Source organism: Paenirhodobacter sp. (assembly GCF_047600745.1).
GTDB lineage: Bacteria > Pseudomonadota > Alphaproteobacteria > Rhodobacterales > Rhodobacteraceae > Rhodobacter.
In genome coordinates this window covers 1,256,058-1,272,377 of sequence record NZ_JASGKI010000004.1, presented here as the reverse complement: position 1 = coordinate 1,272,377, position 16,320 = coordinate 1,256,058, and the positions used below count along the sequence as shown (strand labels likewise).

Sequence of the window (16,320 nt, the reverse complement as noted above, 5' to 3'; positions counted from 1 at the left end):
CGAAGGTCGCTCCAAGATAAGCAGGGAGCCTGGCCCGTTCAGGCTTTGTAATTCCATGGCATAAGGGCGTCGATATTGGCGCTCTGCCATTGGTTTGCGATGCGGGTGAGGGTCTGGCTGAGCCAGGCGGTCGGATCGGCGCTGTTCATCCGGCAGGTCTGCAAGAGAGTTGCGATGGTAGCCAGAACATTGCCAACGTAACGGGCCGGCCGCGATCACGGGCCCCGGAAAATCAGGTAAAGCGCCGGGTGCGTGTCGGAGGGAGGGCGTAGCCCGGCCGGAGGCATGCCTTCGGCGTTCCGTCTCATCCTGTTTGTCACGCGGCACCTTTGTGGTTGGATGAGGCGGTTGTGCGTTTTGGGGGCGTCTTTTGCGGTATTTTTGTCTTCGCGACCCGAGATTGCCGTGGACAGGGGCGCAGTGAATGTGCAGATCTTGCGCGTGGCTGGCCGGTTCGCAGACAGGGTTCGTTTTCCCATCTCCCGATACGGCGGGTCCAAGGCAACTTGATCTTCCTTTGCATCCCCGCCCTGGCGGTTTTCTTGTGGTGTGATTTGGCAAAACGAATTTCTCCGGGAACGGGTGAATTGACCGCAGCGTGCCGGGAGAGCGGATGGCTGTTTCTGTCGGTCGCGATCTTCTGTGTCTTCGTCAATCTCCTGATGCTGACCGGGCCGCTGTTCATGTTGCAGGTCTATGACCGGGTTCTGGGGTCGGGGTCCGAAGCGACGCTGGTGGCGCTGTTCGGCATCGTGGTGTTCCTGTTCGTCATGCTGGGTCTTCTGGACCTGGCGCGGTCGCGGGTCATGGCCCGGATCGGCGCGCGGCTTCAGGCGCGGCTGGAAGCGCGGGTCTTCGGCGCGATGCTGCGGCGGCAGGCGCAGCTGCCCGGCGATCCCGCGGCCGCGGCCGGGTTGCGCGATCTGGAGGCGATCCGGAAGCTGGCGGCCTCGCCGGTACTTCTGGCGGTGTTCGATGCGCCGCTGGCGCCGATTTTCCTGGTGGCGATCTTCGTGCTGCATCCGTGGCTGGGCTGGCTGGCCGTTGCCGGGGGCGGTGTGCTGATGGTGGTGACGCTGATGAACCAGTCCCTGACGCGGGGGCCGCTGACGTCCGCCTCGGCCTCCGGCATGGCCGCGGAGCGGCTGTCGGATCAGATGCGCGACGAGGCCGAGCTGATCCAGGCGCTCGGCATGCGGGCGCGGGCGTTTCGCCGCTGGCAGGCGGCCCGGGTCAGGGCGCTGCGCGACGGGCTGACGGCGACGGACCGGGGCGGCGCGTTCTCGGTCCTCACCAAGACGTTCCGGCTGTTCCTGCAATCGGCGATGCTGGCGCTCGGGGCCTGGCTGGTGCTGCGCGGCGAGATGACGGCGGGCGGGATCATCGCCTCCTCGATCCTGATGGGGCGGGCGCTGGCGCCGGTGGAACAGGCGATCGCGGGCTGGCCGATGGTGCAGCGGGCGCGGGAGGGCTGGACCCGTCTCGGGCAACTGCTGTCCGGGGTGCCGCGCGAACCGGCCCGGACCGCCCTGCCCAGACCGCGGGCGCTGCTGGAGGTGCATCAGCTGACGGTGGCCCCGCCGGGGGAGAAGCTGGCCACCGTGCGGATGGTGTCCTTCCGGGTGGAGCCCGGACAGGCGGTCGGCGTGATCGGGCCCTCGGGGTCGGGCAAATCCACCCTGGCCCGGGCGATCTGCGGGCTCTGGCCGGTGGGCGGCGGGCAGGTCCGGCTGGATGGGGCGACGCTGGATCACTACGATCCGGACGTTCTGGGCAGCTATATCGGCTATCTGCCGCAGCGGGTGGCGCTGTTCGATGGCACCGTGGCGGAGAACATCTCGCGGCTGTCGGGGGCTGTGGAGGACCGGGCGATCGTCGAGGCGGCGGAGCGCGCGGCGGCGCACCGGATGATCCTGGAGCTTCCGGACGGCTACGACACCCGCGTCACCCAGGCGGGGGGCCGGCTTTCCGGCGGGCAGATCCAGCGTATCGGCCTGGCGCGGGCGCTGTTCGGCGATCCGCTGCTGCTGGTGCTGGATGAACCCAACGCCAATCTGGACAATGACGGCGCCGTGGCGCTGAACCAGGCGATCCGGGCGATGAAGGCCCGGGGCGGGGCGGTGATCGTCATGGCGCACCGGCCATCGGGGATCGCGGAATGCGAGAGGTTGCTGGTGCTGGAGGACGGGATCCGCCGGGCCTTCGGTCCACGCGACGAGGTGCTGCGGGCGGTGGCGCAGAACGCGGGGCAGCTCGTGCGGGCGCCGGGCCCGGGAGGCGTGGCATGACGGGGGCGCAGCACCGGGCCGACGCCGGGCCGGAGACGCCCCCCTGTCCGGCGGGCGGGTCGCTCGCGCTCGGCTATGCCGCGGTGGCGGTGCTGGTGGCGGGCTTCGGCGGCTGGTCGGTGCTTTCCTCGATCTCGGGGGCGGTTGTCGCGGGCGGGCAGGTCGAAGTGGAGCAAAGCCGCCAGGTGGTGGAGCATCCCGATGGCGGTGTCGTCGCGGAAATCCTCGTCCATGACGGCGATCTGGTTACGGCGGGTCAGCCGCTGATCCGGCTGGATGGGGTGATGCCCGGGGCGGAGCTGTCGGTCACGGAGGGGCAGCTGTTCGAGCACCTCGCGCGGACCGGGCGGCTGGAGGCGGAACGCTCCGGGGCGGAGCGGGTGGTGTTTCCGGCGGACCTTCTGGCGGAGCCATCCGATGGCCGGGTGAGCGCGCTGATGGCGGGGCAGGACCGGCTGTTCACGGCGCGGCTGGACACCCTGGCGCGGACGCTCGAACAGCTGGACGAGCGCAGCGCCCAGACCGTGAGCCAGATCGCCGGGGTCGATGCCCAGCTGGCCGCGCTGGTCGAGCAGCACCGGCTGATCGGGCTGGAACTGACGGACCAGCGTTCGCTTCTGGCGAAGGGGTTAGCGCAGGCCAGCCGCGTGCTGGCGCTGGAGCGCGAGGCGGCGTCGCTGTCGGGCCGGGTGGGGGAATTGCAGGCCCTGCGGGCGCAGCACGCAGGCCGGATCACCGAGATCGCGCTGGAGCGGCTGCGGCTGGAAAGCGTCCGCCGGGAGGAAGCCGAGACCGCCTTGCGCGACATCGGCCCGAAGGTGCTGGAACTGACGGAGCGGCGGCGCGCCCTGCGGGAGCAGATCGCGCGGCTCGACCTGCGGGCGCCGGTTTCGGGGATCGTGCATGCGATGGAGGTCAAGGCGCCGCGCTCCGTGCTGCAACCGGCGGAGCCGGTGCTGTATCTGGTCCCGCAGGACCGCGCGCTGGTCGTGAGCGCGCGGATCGCGCCGGGCGACATCGACGAGGTGACGATCGGCCAGGACGTGACGCTGCGCCTTCCGGCCTTTTCCAGCCGGCTGATCCCGGACCTGTCGGCGCGGGTGACGAAGGTGTCGCCCGATGTGCTGACGGAGCAGGCGACCGGCGCGACCTATTACGCCGCGGAGGTGACCCTGCTGGCGGGCGAAAAAGAGAAGCTGGCCGACAAGACCCTGATCCCCGGAATGCCCGTGGAGGTCTATATCCAGACCGGCGCCCGAAGCCCCATCGCCTATCTCCTCAAGCCGATCACGGATTACTTCAATAAAGCCATGAGAGAAGGGTAAAGAGGTAAGCGAGATTTTCAGATGGCACGGGCTCTGGCGCGACCTCGCGGGCGCGGGCAGAAGGGGCGTTTGGCGGCGGCGAGCCTGCTGATTGTTCCATCCATGGTTACCAATTTTTGGCAGCTGCTGGCGGGGCTGATCGCCGGGGTGATTGCAGGGGCGACCGACGTTTTCGTCATCCCCGCCGTTCCTTACATGCAGGCGCCCAAGCTGGAGAAGGACGATCTGGCCTAGGCGTCGACCATTGCCCTGATAGTTGCCTTGGCATCGCACCAAGCCTGGCTGGTCGACCAGATTTGGCCAAGGCTCCGGCGCTGATCGGCATGTGGGCGGGGCAGATCCTGCGCTGCACCGTCAGTCCGCGCCGTTCTGGTGCAGGTTCCTCATCATGCTCGCCCTGCTCCGAGGGAAGATCCTGGTGCGTGGGATGGCGTGTGTCTGCAAAAAGATCGGTCACCGCGACCTGTTCAGCGCGGGGGATGCTGCGGCGGGCACGAATGACCGGTTTCGGGTGCTGCGCCGCAATAACCAACCGGTAGCTTTGGGCTGAGACTGACGCCCATAGTATTTCCGGCACGGCTAAACGCGTTATGTGTTGAAGCATCGCGCCTCGTATGTGGCAAATTGTCGCATTGTGGCGCATGGTATTGAATATCTTGCCTCTACGTTTGAAAAATACGTTTTTTCAATACGTTATATCTAATCTGTCGCCAATCCATCATTTTGATTTTCCTGCCTTTCTCTGCGAATAGCAAAAAGCAATAATTCCAAAAAGCGTTCCATAAATCCTTAGCAGAATCAAAGGCTTTGACAGCTCCCTCCTATCCGCCACATGATTCCCACAAGGTTTCAAAGGTGGACCACTGATGTTCATAAACATCGAGCAGCATGAATATCGGAAAGCACGACTGAGGGTCGCGGGCAGCTCACTGTCGGCGATCGCGCGTGAGCTGGGGCTATCCCATACATCGGTGACTATCGTTTCTCAGGGTTACCGGCGTTCGGCGCGGATAGAAGCTGCCATAGCTAAAGCGCTTGGCGAAAAGCCTTCGGTTACTTTTCCTGATCGCCACCAGTCGGCACAGGGAGGCGGCGATGCCCTGATCTAGAAACCGGGCCCTGAAAAGGTTGAGCCCGGGAGGCTGGCGCCTACCCGAGCCCATAAAATCGCTGCCTGCGATATCCTGATCATCCCCCCGCATAGGAATGAAGTCAACACCCATGTGCCTTGGAGGTGCGTGGCGGGTTTCGGCTTTTCGTTTGGCAACGCCGCAAGTCGGCGGGTGACGGGCTATGTCTAATAGCATCGAAAGTATTTGCAACGACGTTGAGGTTCTGCTGGACGGGCAGACGGGGGCGGAATTATCGCGTCGCCTCAAGGACTTGTGGCGACAGGTTGAAGGGGATCTACTCAAGGCATCCGCCCGTGTTACCCATCTTACTGCCGAAGTGAAATCGCTCCGAAAAGCGCTGAAGAAGGCAAATCACAGGCTTTACAGCCCTACGGCGGACCGTCCTCCCCAGAAAACCGACATTGCTGAAGTGCCCCAGGATACCCCCGTCGCAGATGAGGCGCCTCACGCGGAACCCACGCAGACCACCGCCATCGCGAAAGCGGCCAGAAGGGCTAATGCCTATCGCGGCGGCCGAGCGCCCAAAACCTTCGGCCCCGGTGTGGAAGAGCGCGAAATCCTGATCGAAACGCCAGACCGAACCTGCCCCTGTGGCTGCGGTGGAGGTATTCGCGGCTATGACATTGACCGCACTGTTGAGTGCATTCCCGCTCAATACTACGTCGCCGTACGAAAATACGCCCGGTATCGCTGCCGCAAGGAGGATCGGCTCATCGGCACCCGCTTTGAAGCGAGGGTTCTTGCGCAAACGGGCATGAGCACCAGTTTTCTCGCCCAAATCATCTGCCTGCGTTATGCGTGGTATCTGCCATGGTTCCGCCAGGAACAGATCATGGCAGCGCAGGGTTTCCGTTTCCAGCGCTCGACCATGGTGCGTTGGGCCGGCCGAGTGGCGCTTGAGGCCTTCAAGCCGATCTATGATCTCATGCTGGAAAATCTTCTGGCGCAATCGGCGCGTCTTTTTATGGATGAAACAACCGTCAAACAGCTGTCGCCCGGAGACGGCAAAACGCGAACCAGCTACATGTATGCTCTCCACCGCGATGATCGTTCCTTTGGCGGAAATCTCCCGCCAGGAACTGTCTATTTGTCGCGCAGGACGCGAGCGATGTACAATATCAATCAGTTGCTCGCCGACAGGAGCCTGATCGTTCATCATGATGGTTATCGGGGATATGGCCATCTGGGCCGTCTGGATACACCCTATGTCAATATCATGTCTGTTGATTGTTGGGCGCACGTCCGGCGATTATTCATGGACGAACTCAAGGCGGAGAAATCTCCGCACGCGGTGGAAATCGTTGATTTGATCGCGGAACTTTATTCAATCGAGAAACCGATCAACGGTAAAGCGCCTGATGTTCGCGCCGAGATCAGGCGACGACAATCAGTGCCAATCCTGAATCGTATCGACTCCCGGCTCAAAGAGCTCGAAAGCAACTATCTGGGGAAAACCGACATGGGTAAAGCCATTCGCTATGTCCAGGACCGTTGGACCGGCCTTACCCGTTTCGTCGAGAACGGCTATGTCGACCTCGACAACAACCCCGTCGAGCGGCAGTTCAAGCAAACGATCCTGCTGCGCAACAATGCCTTGTTCATCGGGAGTGACGAAGGTGGCGAAGCATGGGCAATTACCTCGTCCCTGCTTCAGACCTGCAAACTGAACCGGGTCGATCCACACCGCTATCTCGTCTGGGTGCTGGAACAGGTGCGTGCCAGGAAGCCGCGCGCTGAATATGCCGAGCTTCTGCCGTGGAAAGCGCCGCTGAGCTGCCGGATTGACGTACCGAGAACCCGATAAGAGCTGGGCCAGGCGACACTTGGTCCCTGCCTCCGGAAATTCTCGACACGTCGCCAGTGTGGTTCGGGCGCGAAGCGCCTGTTGCTGTGGGTGCCGCCAGCGCCCATGTCAACGTGGCGCCCAGCACCCATAATTCGCTTCAAAGCTCTCGGTCTGCACTGGCGTGATGGTCGCCGAAGTGCTGGACGATGCGTGCCGTGTGAAAGGTGTTCGCCCCTTGGCGGCTCCGTTGCGTTCGACGAAACCGCTGAAGCGGCGGTCATTCGCGCGTTTCACGAAAAGCTCGGGATCGCGGTGACGATCCTCGGACCTCCTGTTTTCATGGAGAATATCTAAACCCATGAAGGCTCCCGGGGCATGAAATTCTGGCGATCTTCGACGTGGCATTTCCCAACGAAGCCCTTTCAGGCGCAACCCACGCCGAGTTTCACGAGAGCGATGGCACCAGATGCTTTGCGAAGTGGTGCGATCTCGACGCGTTGGATCTGCCTGACGGCCCGCAACTCTACCCGGAAGGGCTGAAGGCGCCCCGGCTAAGGTTTCGATGAGCGTTGCTATCCGGTCTGCGGTATCAGATACCGACGCGACCCAAATGGCATGGCGAGGGTGTGCATGAAGCCCTCCGCCGAAAAAGTCAGTAAAAACAGCGCCTCGTATTGGCGCGTAGCGCCAATATACACCCTAGAGGCAATCCCAAAAAGAAGTGAAAGCGGGGGCCAGATGCAACGCTTACGATATTGGTGAATGCCTTGGACGAGATGGCGGTTTGCTCACTTTTCAGGGTGAAACGGTGGAAACGTTTGATTTTGTTTAGGAAAAATTAGACCAAATGGCGTTCGCCGTAAACTTCCCGATGCAGTGGCTGGCTTCCGGCTCGGCTGCGATTGCGTTTGATCCGGGCGGTACGCAGGTCATGGGCGATGAAACGGCGCAACGCCTCGGTGTCTTATCTGGCGTGGGCCACGACATGACCGGCGCCAACAAGACCCGCGATCAGCCCCTCTGCGGGCGGTCGGCCCAGTGTGATCACGAACCGGATCGGCAGGCCGAGCGCGTCCATGACCGCGTGGATCCTGGTCGTCGGCCCACTGCGGGAGAGGCCGATGGCGCGCGCTTCGATCCCCCCATTGCTCGTCTGTCAGGGGCGTCTGTTCAAGATCGCCGCCGTTGCGATCTTGAACAGAACTCCAAAGGTCTGGGAACCCTCACATGAAGACACACTCTAGGGCCACGCGTGCTCGTAGCGGGATTGAGGGGGCTGTGTCCGGGCGTCTTGTCGCAATCCGCTCAGCCCCGACGGATCGTTTCGACCATCAGTGCGACGTTTTCGGGATCCGCGTCCGGGGTGATGCCGTGGCCGAGGTTGAAGATATGCGGCCCGCCGGAAAAGGCCCGCACCACATCGCGCGTGGCCTTCACCAAGGCTTCGCCGCCGGTGACCATGTGGCGCGGGTCGAGGTTGCCCTGTACGCAGCCATCCACCTGCACATGCCGCGCCGCCCAATCCGCCGAAACCGAATTGTCGATCGCCACGCAATCGGCGCCGGTCTTGCGGGCGAAACCGATGTAGCCCTCGCCCGCCTCGCGCGGGAAGGCGATGATGGGAAGGCCGGGATGGCGGGCCCTCAGCGCGGCGATGATCCGGGCGGCGGGGGCCACGGCGAAATCCTCGAAATCCTGGCCTTTCAGGCTACCGGCCCAACTGTCGAACAGCTTGATCACCTCGGCCCCGGCATCGACCTGTGCCGACAGATATTCGATCGTGGCCTCGGTCAGCAGGTCGATGATCCCGGCGAAGGTCGCGCGGTCGGTGGATTTCAAGGCATGGGCCGGGCCCTGATCGCGGGTGCCGCGTCCGGCGATCATATAGGTCGCCACGGTCCAAGGCGCCCCGGCAAAGCCGATCAGCGTGGTTTCGCGCGGCAATTCGCGCGACAGGATCCGCACGGTTTCATAGATCGGCGCCAGCCGGTCATGCACGTCCCCCGCCGCCTTCAGCGCGGCGAGCCCGGCGGGTGTGGTGACGGTGGAGAGCCGCGGCCCTTCGCCGGTTTCAAACCACAGATCCATCCCCAATGCCTGCGGCAGCAGCAGGATGTCCGCGAACAGGATCGCCGCATCGAAACCGTAACGCCGGATCGGTTGCAGCGTCACTTCGGCGGCCAGATCCGGGTTGTAGCACAGCGACAGGAAATCCCCCGCCTGTGCCCGCGTCGCGCGATATTCCGGCAGGTAGCGCCCGGCCTGGCGCATCATCCAGACGGGCGGCGTGGGCAGGGCCTCGCCGCGAAGGGCGCGCAGGATCGTCTTGTCGGTCATCGGGGGCCTCCTTTGCTCCTTCATCGCGGGGTGCGGCGGAATGTCAAGGCGCCTTGCACGGGCCATTTGACGCGGCTATGCCAAGGCCATGGAACAGATGCCCCCCCTGAAGATCGGCACGCGCGGCAGCCCTTTGGCGCTGGCGCAGGCTTATGAGACGCGCGACCGGCTGATGGCGGCGCATGACCTGCCCGAGACGGCGTTCGAGATCGTGGTGATCAAGACCACGGGTGACGATGCGGCGCTGATCGCGGCGGACAGGGCGCTGAAGGAGTTGGGCGGCAAGGGGCTGTTCACCAAGGAGATCGAAGAGGCGCTGAGCGCCGGGCGGATCGACATCGCGGTCCATTCGATGAAGGATATGCCGACGGCGCAGCCCGCGGGGTTGGTGCTGGACTGCTACCTGCCGCGCGAGGATGTGCGCGATGCGTTTGTTTCGCTGCATCATGCGGGGATCGCGGATCTGCCGGCGGGCGCGGTGGTGGGATCGTCGAGCCTGCGGCGGCGGGCGCAACTGGCGAACCGGCGGCCGGATCTGAAGCTGGTCGAGTTCCGGGGCAATGTGCAGACCCGGTTGCAGAAGCTGCAAGACGGCGTGGCGGAGGCGACCTTTCTGGCGATGGCGGGGCTGAACCGGCTGGGCCGGGCTGGGGTGGCGCGTGGCGCGATCGAGCCCGAGGAGATGCTGCCCGCCGTGGCGCAAGGCGCAATCGGCATCGAGCGGCGCATGGCCGATCGTCGCGTGGCTGCGCTGCTGGAGCCGATCCACCATGCAGATACCGCGCAGCGGCTGGCGGCGGAGCGGGCGTTTCTGGCGACGCTGGACGGGTCCTGCGAGACGCCGATCGCGGGGCTGGCGCTGCTGGAGGGGGGCGAGGTCTGGCTGCGCGGCGAGATCCTGCGCCCCGACGGGTCCGAGGCGATCCGGGGCGCGCTGCGTGGCCCGGTGGCCGACGCCGTCGAAATCGGCGCCGCTCTGGCGCGGGAATTGTTGGCCGAGGCGCCGGGAGATTTCTTCGCATGGAAGCGCTGATCGACAGGCTGCGGGGGATCGTTGGCGCCTCCCATGTGCTGACCGGGGCGGAGACGGAGGGGTTCGGTCGCGAATGGACCGGGCATTACCACTGGACGCCGCTCGCCGTTGTGCGGCCCGGCAACGTGGATGAGGTCGCGGCGGTGCTGCGGCTGGCGAACGAGACCGAAACGCCCGTGGTGCCGCTGGGCGGCAATACCGGGCTGAACGGCGGGACGATGGCGGAGGGCGCGCTGATGCTGTCGCTCGCGCGGCTCAACCGGGTGCGGGAATTCAACACGGCTGCGCGCACCGTCACCGCCGAGGCGGGCGTGGTGCTGCAATCGCTGCGCGAGATGGCGGCGGATCACGGGCTGATGTTCCCGCTCACCTTCGGGGCGCAGGGGTCGGCGATGGTGGGGGGCTTCCTGTCCACCAATGCGGGCGGGTCGAACGTGGTGCGCTATGGCGTGACGCGGGCGCTGTGCCTGGGGATCGAGGCGGTGCTGGCCGATGGCCGGGTGCTGAACCTGCTGACCGGGCTGCACAAGGACAACACCGGCTACGACCTGCGCGACCTGCTGATCGGGGCGGAGGGGACGCTTGGTGTGATCACGGCGGCGGTGTTCCGGCTGGCGCCCGCGCCGGTGGCCCATGCGACGGCGCTTTTGGGGATGGACAGCCTGCCCGAGGCGCTGGCGCTCCTGCACGAAATTCAGGCGGGCACCGGCGGCGCGGTCGAGGCGTTCGAGCTGATGCCGCTGGCCTTCATGGAGCGGCTGGGGCGGCTGAAGCCCGATCTGGCCTGTCCCTTCCCGCCGCGGCCCGTCAACATCATGGTCGAGATCGCGACGACGATCCCGGGAGACAACCCGGTCGCGCGGCTCGAAGACCTGCTGGGCGCGGCGATGGAGCGTGGCGCGGTGCATGAGGCGATCATCGCCGCGAACGAAGGGCAGCGCCGCAAGATCTGGGAAATGCGCGAATCCGCCGCCGAGATCACCTTCACCGAACCCTTCCTGATCGACACCGATGTGGCGCTGCCGCTTGATCGGCTCGAAGAGTTCCTGACCCGGATGACGGCGCGGCTGGCCACGATCGACCCGGGCGCGACGGAGCTGATCGTCGCGCATCTGGGCGATGGCAACATCCATTACACCGCCTATCCGGCGCTGACGGATGACGCGACCATGGCCGACATCCGCGCCGCGATCAGCGCGGAGGCGGTGGCCCTGGGCGGCACCTTCTCCGCCGAACATGGCGTGGGCATATCGAAACGCAAAACCATGGCCGCGCACAAGGATCCGGTCGCGCTGGCGGTGATGCACGCGATCAAGGCCGCGCTCGATCCGAAGGGGATCCTGAACCCGGGCAAGGTTCTGCCCCCCGGGGCGGCCTAGGCGGGGGATGGGCCTGTTCGCCCCGTTCCGCCCGATCGTGCAAGACCCGACGCTGGCGCTTTCGGCGGTGCTTCTGGTGCTGTTCAGCACGCATCTGGCCTCGGTGCTGCCCTATGCCTCGTCGCTGGCGGTGACGGTATTCGGGCTGGGCGACGGCAGTTTCTCTGCCGTTCTGGTGGTGGCCTCGCTGATCGCGGTGACGAGTTCGGTGGGCTTCGGCATTCTGGCGGATCAGCGCGCGAACCGGCGTGGCATCGCGCTGCTTTCGGCAACCAGCCTGACCCTTGGCACCGCGCTGATGGTGGTGGCGCCGGGGCCGGTCACCTTCGTTCTGGTCCATGTGCTGCTCTTGCCGCTGGCGAGTTCGATCTTCGGGCAGATCTTCGCGCTGGCCCGGCTGGCGGCGACGCTGCATCCGGCGGCGGACCGCCCGGCGATCCAGTCCACGCTGCGGGCGCTGTTCGCGCTGCCCTGGGTGATGGTGCTGCCGGTCTGGGCGCTGGTGTTCCGGAGCGGGGCGGCGTTGACGGTGATCTATCCGGTGTGCCTGGTCTGCGCGGCGGCGCTGCTCGGGCTGACGTGGTGGCTCTGGCCGCGCGATGGGGCGACGCGCTGGCCCGATCCGAGATCGGGGCTGAGCTTCCGACAGTCGCTGCGCGAGATCTGGGATCCGGGCGTGCTGCTGCGGGTGGTGTCGCTGGGCGCGATCAACGGGGGGGTGACGCTCTATCTGGTGGTGATCGGGCTGGTCTTCGCGGCGACACCGGGGCGCGGCGCCGCCGATACCGCGCTTTATGCCGGGATCACGGCGGGGCTTGAGGTGCCCTTCATGCTGGCGCTGCCGCTGGTGCTGAACCGGGTGCCGCAGGCGCGGCTGATCCTGATCGGGGCGGTGCTTTATGCGGTGCATCTGGCGGGGATCCCGCTCTTGGCAGGGTCGTGGACGATCTGGGTACTGCCGTGGTTCGCGGCGATTGGCGGGGCGGTGGTGCTGACCCAGCCGATGGCCTATCTGCAAGAGCTTCTGGCCGCGCGTCCGGGGGCAGGGGCCTCGCTAATGGCGCTGCAAAAGCTGGTGGGCGATGCCTTCTGCGCGGCGACATTTGCCGTGGGGGTGGCGCTTTCGGGCTATGGGCTGGCGGCGGTGATGGGGGCGGTGTTCGCCGTCACCGGGGCAACGGCGCTGGTTCTGCTCGATTGGCGTCAGTCGCGCTGAACCTGCTGCAACAGCTCCAGAACCTTCGGGCCGAGCGCCTCGACCACCATCTCCACCCCCTTTGCCGAAGGGTGGATGTTGTCCCCCTGCATCAGCCCCTCGGCTGCGCGTTCCTCGGGCGTGCGCGCGGCGATCGGGGCGAGCAGATCGGGCAGCAGCAGCACCTGATGTTTCGCTGCCAGATCGGGCCAGATCGCGTTGAACGCCTGTTGATAGGCGGGGCCGTAATTGCCGGGCGCGGCAAGGCCCACCAGCAGCGTGGGCAGCCCCCGCCCCGTCACCTCGGTCAGCATCGCATCCAGATTGGCCTTGGCCTGTTCGGGCGGCATACCGCGCAAAAGGTCGTTACCGCCAAGCTCGATCATCACCGCATCCACCTCGGGCGTCAGCGACCAGCCCAGCCGCGCCTTCCCCCCCGCCGTGGTATCGCCCGAAACCCCGGCGTTGATCACCGTGACCTCGGCGCCCTGCGCCCGCAGCCACGCCTGCAACCGCGGCACCAGCCCGTCGCCCTGCGGCAGGCCATAGCCCTGCGTCAGGCTGTCGCCAAGCGCGAGCAGCGTGACCGGATCGGCCTGCGCGCCCGTTGCGAATGCAACTGCGGAAATAATCGCTGCGATGCGGTTGCGCCGCCGGGCACGCGGCCCATATCCATTGGAAAGACCAAGCGAAAAGCGGAAATTCATGGCGGATACGGTCCTTTCTCTCGACGACGTGCGGCTGACCCTGACGGGAAGTGCCGGTCCGGTGGAGATCTTGCGCGGCATCTCGGCGAACATCAACCGGGGCGAGAGCGTTGGCCTGACGGGGCCGTCCGGTTCGGGCAAGTCCTCGGCGCTGATGCTGATGGGCGGGCTGGAGCGCGCGACCTCGGGGCGGGTGATGGCACTCGGGCAGGATCTGACGGCGATGGATGAGGATGCGCTGGCGCGGTTCCGGCGCGGGCGGATGGGGATCGTGTTTCAATCCTTCCATCTGGTGCCGACGATGACGGCGCTCGAAAACGTCGCGCTGCCGCTTGAGATCGCCGGGGAAGCCGACGCCTGGCCCCGGGCGGAGGCGGAACTGCGCGCCGTGGGCCTTGGCCACCGTCTGACCCATTATCCGACCGAAATGTCGGGTGGCGAGCAACAGCGCGTGGCGCTGGCCCGCGCGATGGCGCCGCGCCCGGCGATCCTGCTCGCGGATGAGCCGACCGGGAACCTCGATGCCGCGAATGGCGTGGCGATCATGGACCTGCTGTTCGGGCTTCAGGCGGAACATGGCGCGACGCTGGTTCTGGTGACGCATGCGCCGGATCTGGCCGCACGCTGCGACCGGGTGCTGCATCTGGCCGATGGGCGGCTGGCATGAGGCTGGCGTTTCGGATTGCCGCCCGGGAGTTGCGCGGCGGGCTGGCGGGGTTCCGCGTCTTCGTGCTGTGCCTGATGCTGGGCGTGGCGGCGATTGCGGGCGTTGGGCTCGTGCGCGATGCGGTGCGCGCGGGTCTGGCCGGGCAGGGGGTGGTCCTGCTGGGCGGCGATGCGCAATATGATTTCACCTATCGCCGCGCCACGCCCGAGGAGCGCGGCTGGATTGACGCTCATGCCGGGCGGGTGTCCGAAGTGGTCGAGTTCCGGTCGATGGCGGGCACCGGCACGGATTTCGCGCTGACGCAGGTCAAGGCGGTGGATGCGGCCTATCCGCTTACCGGGGCGCTGGAACTCGATCCGCCCGGCGCCACGCTGGCCCCGCGGGAGGGCGTTCCGGCGGTGTTCCTCGATCCCGCGCTGGCCGACCGGCTGGGGGTTGCGGTGGGGGACCAGGTGCTGCTGGCGGGGCAGCCCTTCGTTCTGGCGGCGCGGTTGCTGCGCGAGCCGGATTCGACCGGAACCGGCATCGCCTTCGGCCCGCGCAGCATCGTGGATCTGTCGGCGCTCGACGGCACGTCGCTTCTGGCGCCCGGAACGCTGTATGAGAGCAAATATCGCGTCACCCTGCGCCCCGGCGACAGCCTTCCCGCGCTGCAACGCGCGGCGGCGGCGCGGTTCGAGGGCGCCGGGATGCGCTGGAGTGACAGCCGCCGCGCCGCCCCCGGGGTGGAGCGGTTCACCGCGCAATTGGCCGATTTCCTCGTGCTGGTCGGGCTTGCGGGGCTGGCGGTGGGCGGCATCGGGATTTCCGCCGCCACCAATGCCTGGATCGCGCGCAAGGCCGCGACGATTGCCACCCTGCGCGCGCTTGGCGCGACCGGTGGGATGATCCGCGCGGTTTTCCTGCTGCAACTGGCGGTGGTCGCGGCGGTGGGGATCACGGGCGGGCTGGTGCTGGCGGGGCTGGGCGTGTGGCTCGCCGCCGGGCCGATCGCGGCGGCGATGCCGATCCCGGTCGAGGTGCGGCTGACGCTGCGCCCGATGCTGGAGGCGGGGCTTTATGGGGCGCTGACGGCGGCGCTGTTCACCGCCGGGCCGCTCGCGCGGATGATGCAGCTGCGCGCCGCCTGGCTCTATCGCGGCGGGCGTGGGGGCGGCTGGGGCGTGACGGCGGCGCTGGCCGTGGTTCTGGTCGCGGTGGCGGCGGGGCTGTCCGGGCGGCCCGCGATTACGGTTTCGGTTCTGGCGGCGGTGGGTGCGGCGCTCGGGCTGTTCGCGCTGGTGGCGGCGGGGCTGCGTCGGCTGGCGCGTTGGCTGCGGCCCCGGGCGCGGGGGCATGTGGCGCTTCATGCCGCGCTGGCGGCGATTTCCGCCCCGCGCTCCGAGGTGGGGGCGGTGGTGTTGTCGCTCGGCCTCGGGCTGTCGGTCCTGTCGGCGGTGGGGCAGATCGACAGCGCCCTGCGCATGGCGATCGCGCGCGACCTGCCCGATCAGGCGCCCGCCTGGTTCCTGATCGACATTCAGCCCGATCAGGTCGCGCCGCTGACCGCGCGGCTGCGGGCGGAGCCGCAGGTGGCCCGTGTCGAAACCGCGCCGATGCTGCGCGGCGTCATCACCCAGATCAACGGTCGTCCCGCGCGCGAAGGCCGCCCCGATCATTGGGTTCTGCGCGGCGACCGGGGCGTGACCTTCGCCGACACCCCGCGCGAGCCGCTGACGGCGGGCGAATGGTGGCCGCCGGGCTATACCGGCCCGCCGCAGGCCAGTTTCGGCGCAAAGGAGGCCCAGGAACTGGGGCTGAAGCTCGGCGACAGCATCACGGTCAACATTCTGGGCCGGGACATCACGGCGATGATCACCTCGTTCCGGGATGTGAATTTCTCGACGGCGGGGATCGGTTTCGTGCTGACGCTCGATCCGGCGGCACTGGCGGGGGCGCCGTTCAGCAGCATCGCCACCGTCTACCTGCCGCCCGAGGCCGAAGCGCCGCTTCTGCGCGAGATCGCGCAGAGCTACCCGAATGTCACCGCCGTCCGGGTGCGCGACGCCATTGCCCGGGTGACCGAGGCGCTGGAGGCGATCGCCCGGGCGGTGGCGCTGGCGGCTTCGGTAACACTGGCGACGGGGCTGGTGGTGCTGATCGGCGCGGCGGCGGCGGGCGAACCCGCGCGGGTGCGGGAGGCGGCGCTGTTGCGCACGCTGGGCGCGACGCGGGGGCTGGTGCTGCGGTCGTTTGCGCTGCGCTCGGGGCTGATGGGTGCGGCGGCGGGGGTGATCGCTGTCGCGGTGGGCACGCTGGCCAGCTGGGCGGTGCTGCGCTTCGTGATGGAGATGCCCTGGCGCTTCGCCTTGGGGCCGGCGTTGGCGATCGTTATCGGCGGTGTGCTGGCCGTGCTGCTGGCCGGGTTGGCCTTCGCGCTCAGGCCGTTGTCGCGGCGGCCCGCGCAGGTGCTGCGGGCGCCCGAATAAGG

General features: G+C 66.8%; 14 protein-coding genes and 1 pseudogene. 12 read left to right on the top strand and 3 right to left on the bottom strand.

Going from position 1 to position 16,320, the window contains the following annotated elements; translation table 11 throughout:
* Nucleotides 1-38: 38 nt before the first annotated feature.
* Nucleotides 39-194: pseudogene (locus tag QM789_RS15015) on the bottom strand (transposase domain-containing protein); the annotation flags it as partial.
* Nucleotides 195-587: 393 nt separating this feature from the next.
* Here QM789_RS15015 and QM789_RS15010 point away from each other — a divergent pair.
* The 7 genes from QM789_RS15010 to QM789_RS14980 all read left to right on the top strand — a co-directional run bounded on the left by QM789_RS15010 (nt 588) and on the right by QM789_RS14980 (nt 7,763).
* On the top strand, nt 588-2,288 hold the full coding sequence (locus QM789_RS15010) for a type I secretion system permease/ATPase (protein ID WP_420351320.1): 1,701 nt from the start codon (nt 588-590) through the stop codon (nt 2,286-2,288).
* On the top strand, nt 2,285-3,613 hold the full coding sequence (locus tag QM789_RS15005) for an HlyD family type I secretion periplasmic adaptor subunit (protein ID WP_420351321.1): 1,329 nt from the start codon (nt 2,285-2,287) through the stop codon (nt 3,611-3,613). Before QM789_RS15010 ends, QM789_RS15005 begins: the two co-directional genes overlap by 4 nt.
* A gap of 69 nt (nt 3,614-3,682) precedes the next feature.
* Nucleotides 3,683-3,847, top strand: a complete 165-nt coding sequence (locus QM789_RS15000; protein WP_420351322.1) for a hypothetical protein — start codon at nt 3,683-3,685, stop codon at nt 3,845-3,847.
* 154 nt (nt 3,848-4,001) lie between these two features.
* Nucleotides 4,002-4,163 (top strand): hypothetical protein, encoded by a 162-nt coding sequence (locus QM789_RS14995; protein ID WP_420351323.1) that lies wholly within the window; start codon nt 4,002-4,004, stop codon nt 4,161-4,163.
* 316 nt (nt 4,164-4,479) lie between these two features.
* Complete coding sequence (locus QM789_RS14990) at nt 4,480-4,722, top strand: helix-turn-helix domain-containing protein (RefSeq protein ID WP_420351324.1); 243 nt, start codon at nt 4,480-4,482, stop codon at nt 4,720-4,722.
* Nucleotides 4,723-4,906: 184 nt separating this feature from the next.
* Entirely contained in the window at nt 4,907-6,550 is a 1,644-nt protein-coding gene (gene tnpC / locus QM789_RS14985) for an IS66 family transposase (RefSeq protein ID WP_420352664.1), read from the top strand.
* A gap of 829 nt (nt 6,551-7,379) precedes the next feature.
* Nucleotides 7,380-7,763, top strand: coding sequence for a hypothetical protein (locus tag QM789_RS14980; RefSeq protein WP_420352663.1), 384 nt, complete (start codon nt 7,380-7,382; stop codon nt 7,761-7,763).
* Between the two features lie 74 nt (nt 7,764-7,837).
* On the opposite strand, the gene hemE is transcribed toward QM789_RS14980, so the two are convergent.
* Nucleotides 7,838-8,869 (bottom strand): uroporphyrinogen decarboxylase, encoded by a 1,032-nt coding sequence (hemE, locus tag QM789_RS14975; protein WP_420352662.1) that lies wholly within the window; start codon nt 8,867-8,869, stop codon nt 7,838-7,840.
* A gap of 88 nt (nt 8,870-8,957) precedes the next feature.
* On the opposite strand from hemE, the gene hemC reads away from it, so the two are divergent.
* From hemC to QM789_RS14960, 3 genes are read left to right on the top strand one after another with little or no spacing between them, the layout of a single operon-like run.
* The gene (hemC, locus tag QM789_RS14970) at nt 8,958-9,902 is read left to right on the top strand and encodes a hydroxymethylbilane synthase (protein WP_420352661.1); all 945 of its coding nucleotides are present in this window, start codon (nt 8,958-8,960) and stop codon (nt 9,900-9,902) included.
* On the top strand, nt 9,890-11,281 hold the full coding sequence (locus tag QM789_RS14965) for an FAD-binding oxidoreductase (protein ID WP_420352660.1): 1,392 nt from the start codon (nt 9,890-9,892) through the stop codon (nt 11,279-11,281). Before hemC ends, QM789_RS14965 begins: the two co-directional genes overlap by 13 nt.
* 7 nt (nt 11,282-11,288) lie before the next feature.
* Nucleotides 11,289-12,497, top strand: a complete 1,209-nt coding sequence (locus QM789_RS14960) for a hypothetical protein (protein ID WP_420352659.1) — start codon at nt 11,289-11,291, stop codon at nt 12,495-12,497.
* Here the strand turns inward: QM789_RS14960 and QM789_RS14955 are convergent.
* A complete protein-coding gene (locus tag QM789_RS14955; RefSeq protein WP_420352658.1) occupies nt 12,485-13,183 on the bottom strand; it encodes an arylesterase in 699 nt (232 codons plus the stop codon). The genes QM789_RS14960 and QM789_RS14955 overlap by 13 nt on opposite strands.
* On the opposite strand from QM789_RS14955, the gene QM789_RS14950 reads away from it, so the two are divergent.
* Together QM789_RS14950 and QM789_RS14945 are read left to right on the top strand one after the other, a co-directional pair.
* Complete coding sequence (locus QM789_RS14950; protein WP_420352657.1) at nt 13,182-13,850, top strand: ABC transporter ATP-binding protein; 669 nt, start codon at nt 13,182-13,184, stop codon at nt 13,848-13,850. The two genes, QM789_RS14955 and QM789_RS14950, sit on opposite strands and share 2 nt — an antisense overlap.
* Nucleotides 13,847-16,318, top strand: coding sequence for an ABC transporter permease (locus QM789_RS14945; protein ID WP_420352656.1), 2,472 nt, complete (start codon nt 13,847-13,849; stop codon nt 16,316-16,318). The genes QM789_RS14950 and QM789_RS14945 overlap by 4 nt, the downstream gene beginning before the upstream one ends.
* The last annotated feature ends 2 nt before the right edge of the window (nt 16,319-16,320 follow it).

Bases quoted from the DNA above. Each gene is read 5' to 3' on its own strand.
- tnpC (WP_420352664.1), top strand. From the start codon at position 4,907: ATGTCTAATAGCATCGAAAGTATTTGCAACGACGTTGAGGTTCTGCTG.
- QM789_RS14965 (WP_420352660.1), top strand. From the start codon at position 9,890: ATGGAAGCGCTGATCGACAGGCTGCGGGGGATCGTTGGCGCCTCCCAT.
- QM789_RS14995 (WP_420351323.1), top strand. From the start codon at position 4,002: ATGCTCGCCCTGCTCCGAGGGAAGATCCTGGTGCGTGGGATGGCGTGT.
- QM789_RS14980 (WP_420352663.1), top strand. From the start codon at position 7,380: ATGGCGTTCGCCGTAAACTTCCCGATGCAGTGGCTGGCTTCCGGCTCG.
- hemE (WP_420352662.1), bottom strand. From the start codon at position 8,869: ATGACCGACAAGACGATCCTGCGCGCCCTTCGCGGCGAGGCCCTGCCC.
- QM789_RS14955 (WP_420352658.1), bottom strand. From the start codon at position 13,183: ATGAATTTCCGCTTTTCGCTTGGTCTTTCCAATGGATATGGGCCGCGT.
- QM789_RS14945 (WP_420352656.1), top strand. From the start codon at position 13,847: ATGAGGCTGGCGTTTCGGATTGCCGCCCGGGAGTTGCGCGGCGGGCTG.
- QM789_RS15005 (WP_420351321.1), top strand. From the start codon at position 2,285: ATGACGGGGGCGCAGCACCGGGCCGACGCCGGGCCGGAGACGCCCCCC.
- QM789_RS14960 (WP_420352659.1), top strand. From the start codon at position 11,289: ATGGGCCTGTTCGCCCCGTTCCGCCCGATCGTGCAAGACCCGACGCTG.
- QM789_RS14950 (WP_420352657.1), top strand. From the start codon at position 13,182: ATGGCGGATACGGTCCTTTCTCTCGACGACGTGCGGCTGACCCTGACG.
- QM789_RS14990 (WP_420351324.1), top strand. From the start codon at position 4,480: ATGTTCATAAACATCGAGCAGCATGAATATCGGAAAGCACGACTGAGG.
- hemC (WP_420352661.1), top strand. From the start codon at position 8,958: ATGGAACAGATGCCCCCCCTGAAGATCGGCACGCGCGGCAGCCCTTTG.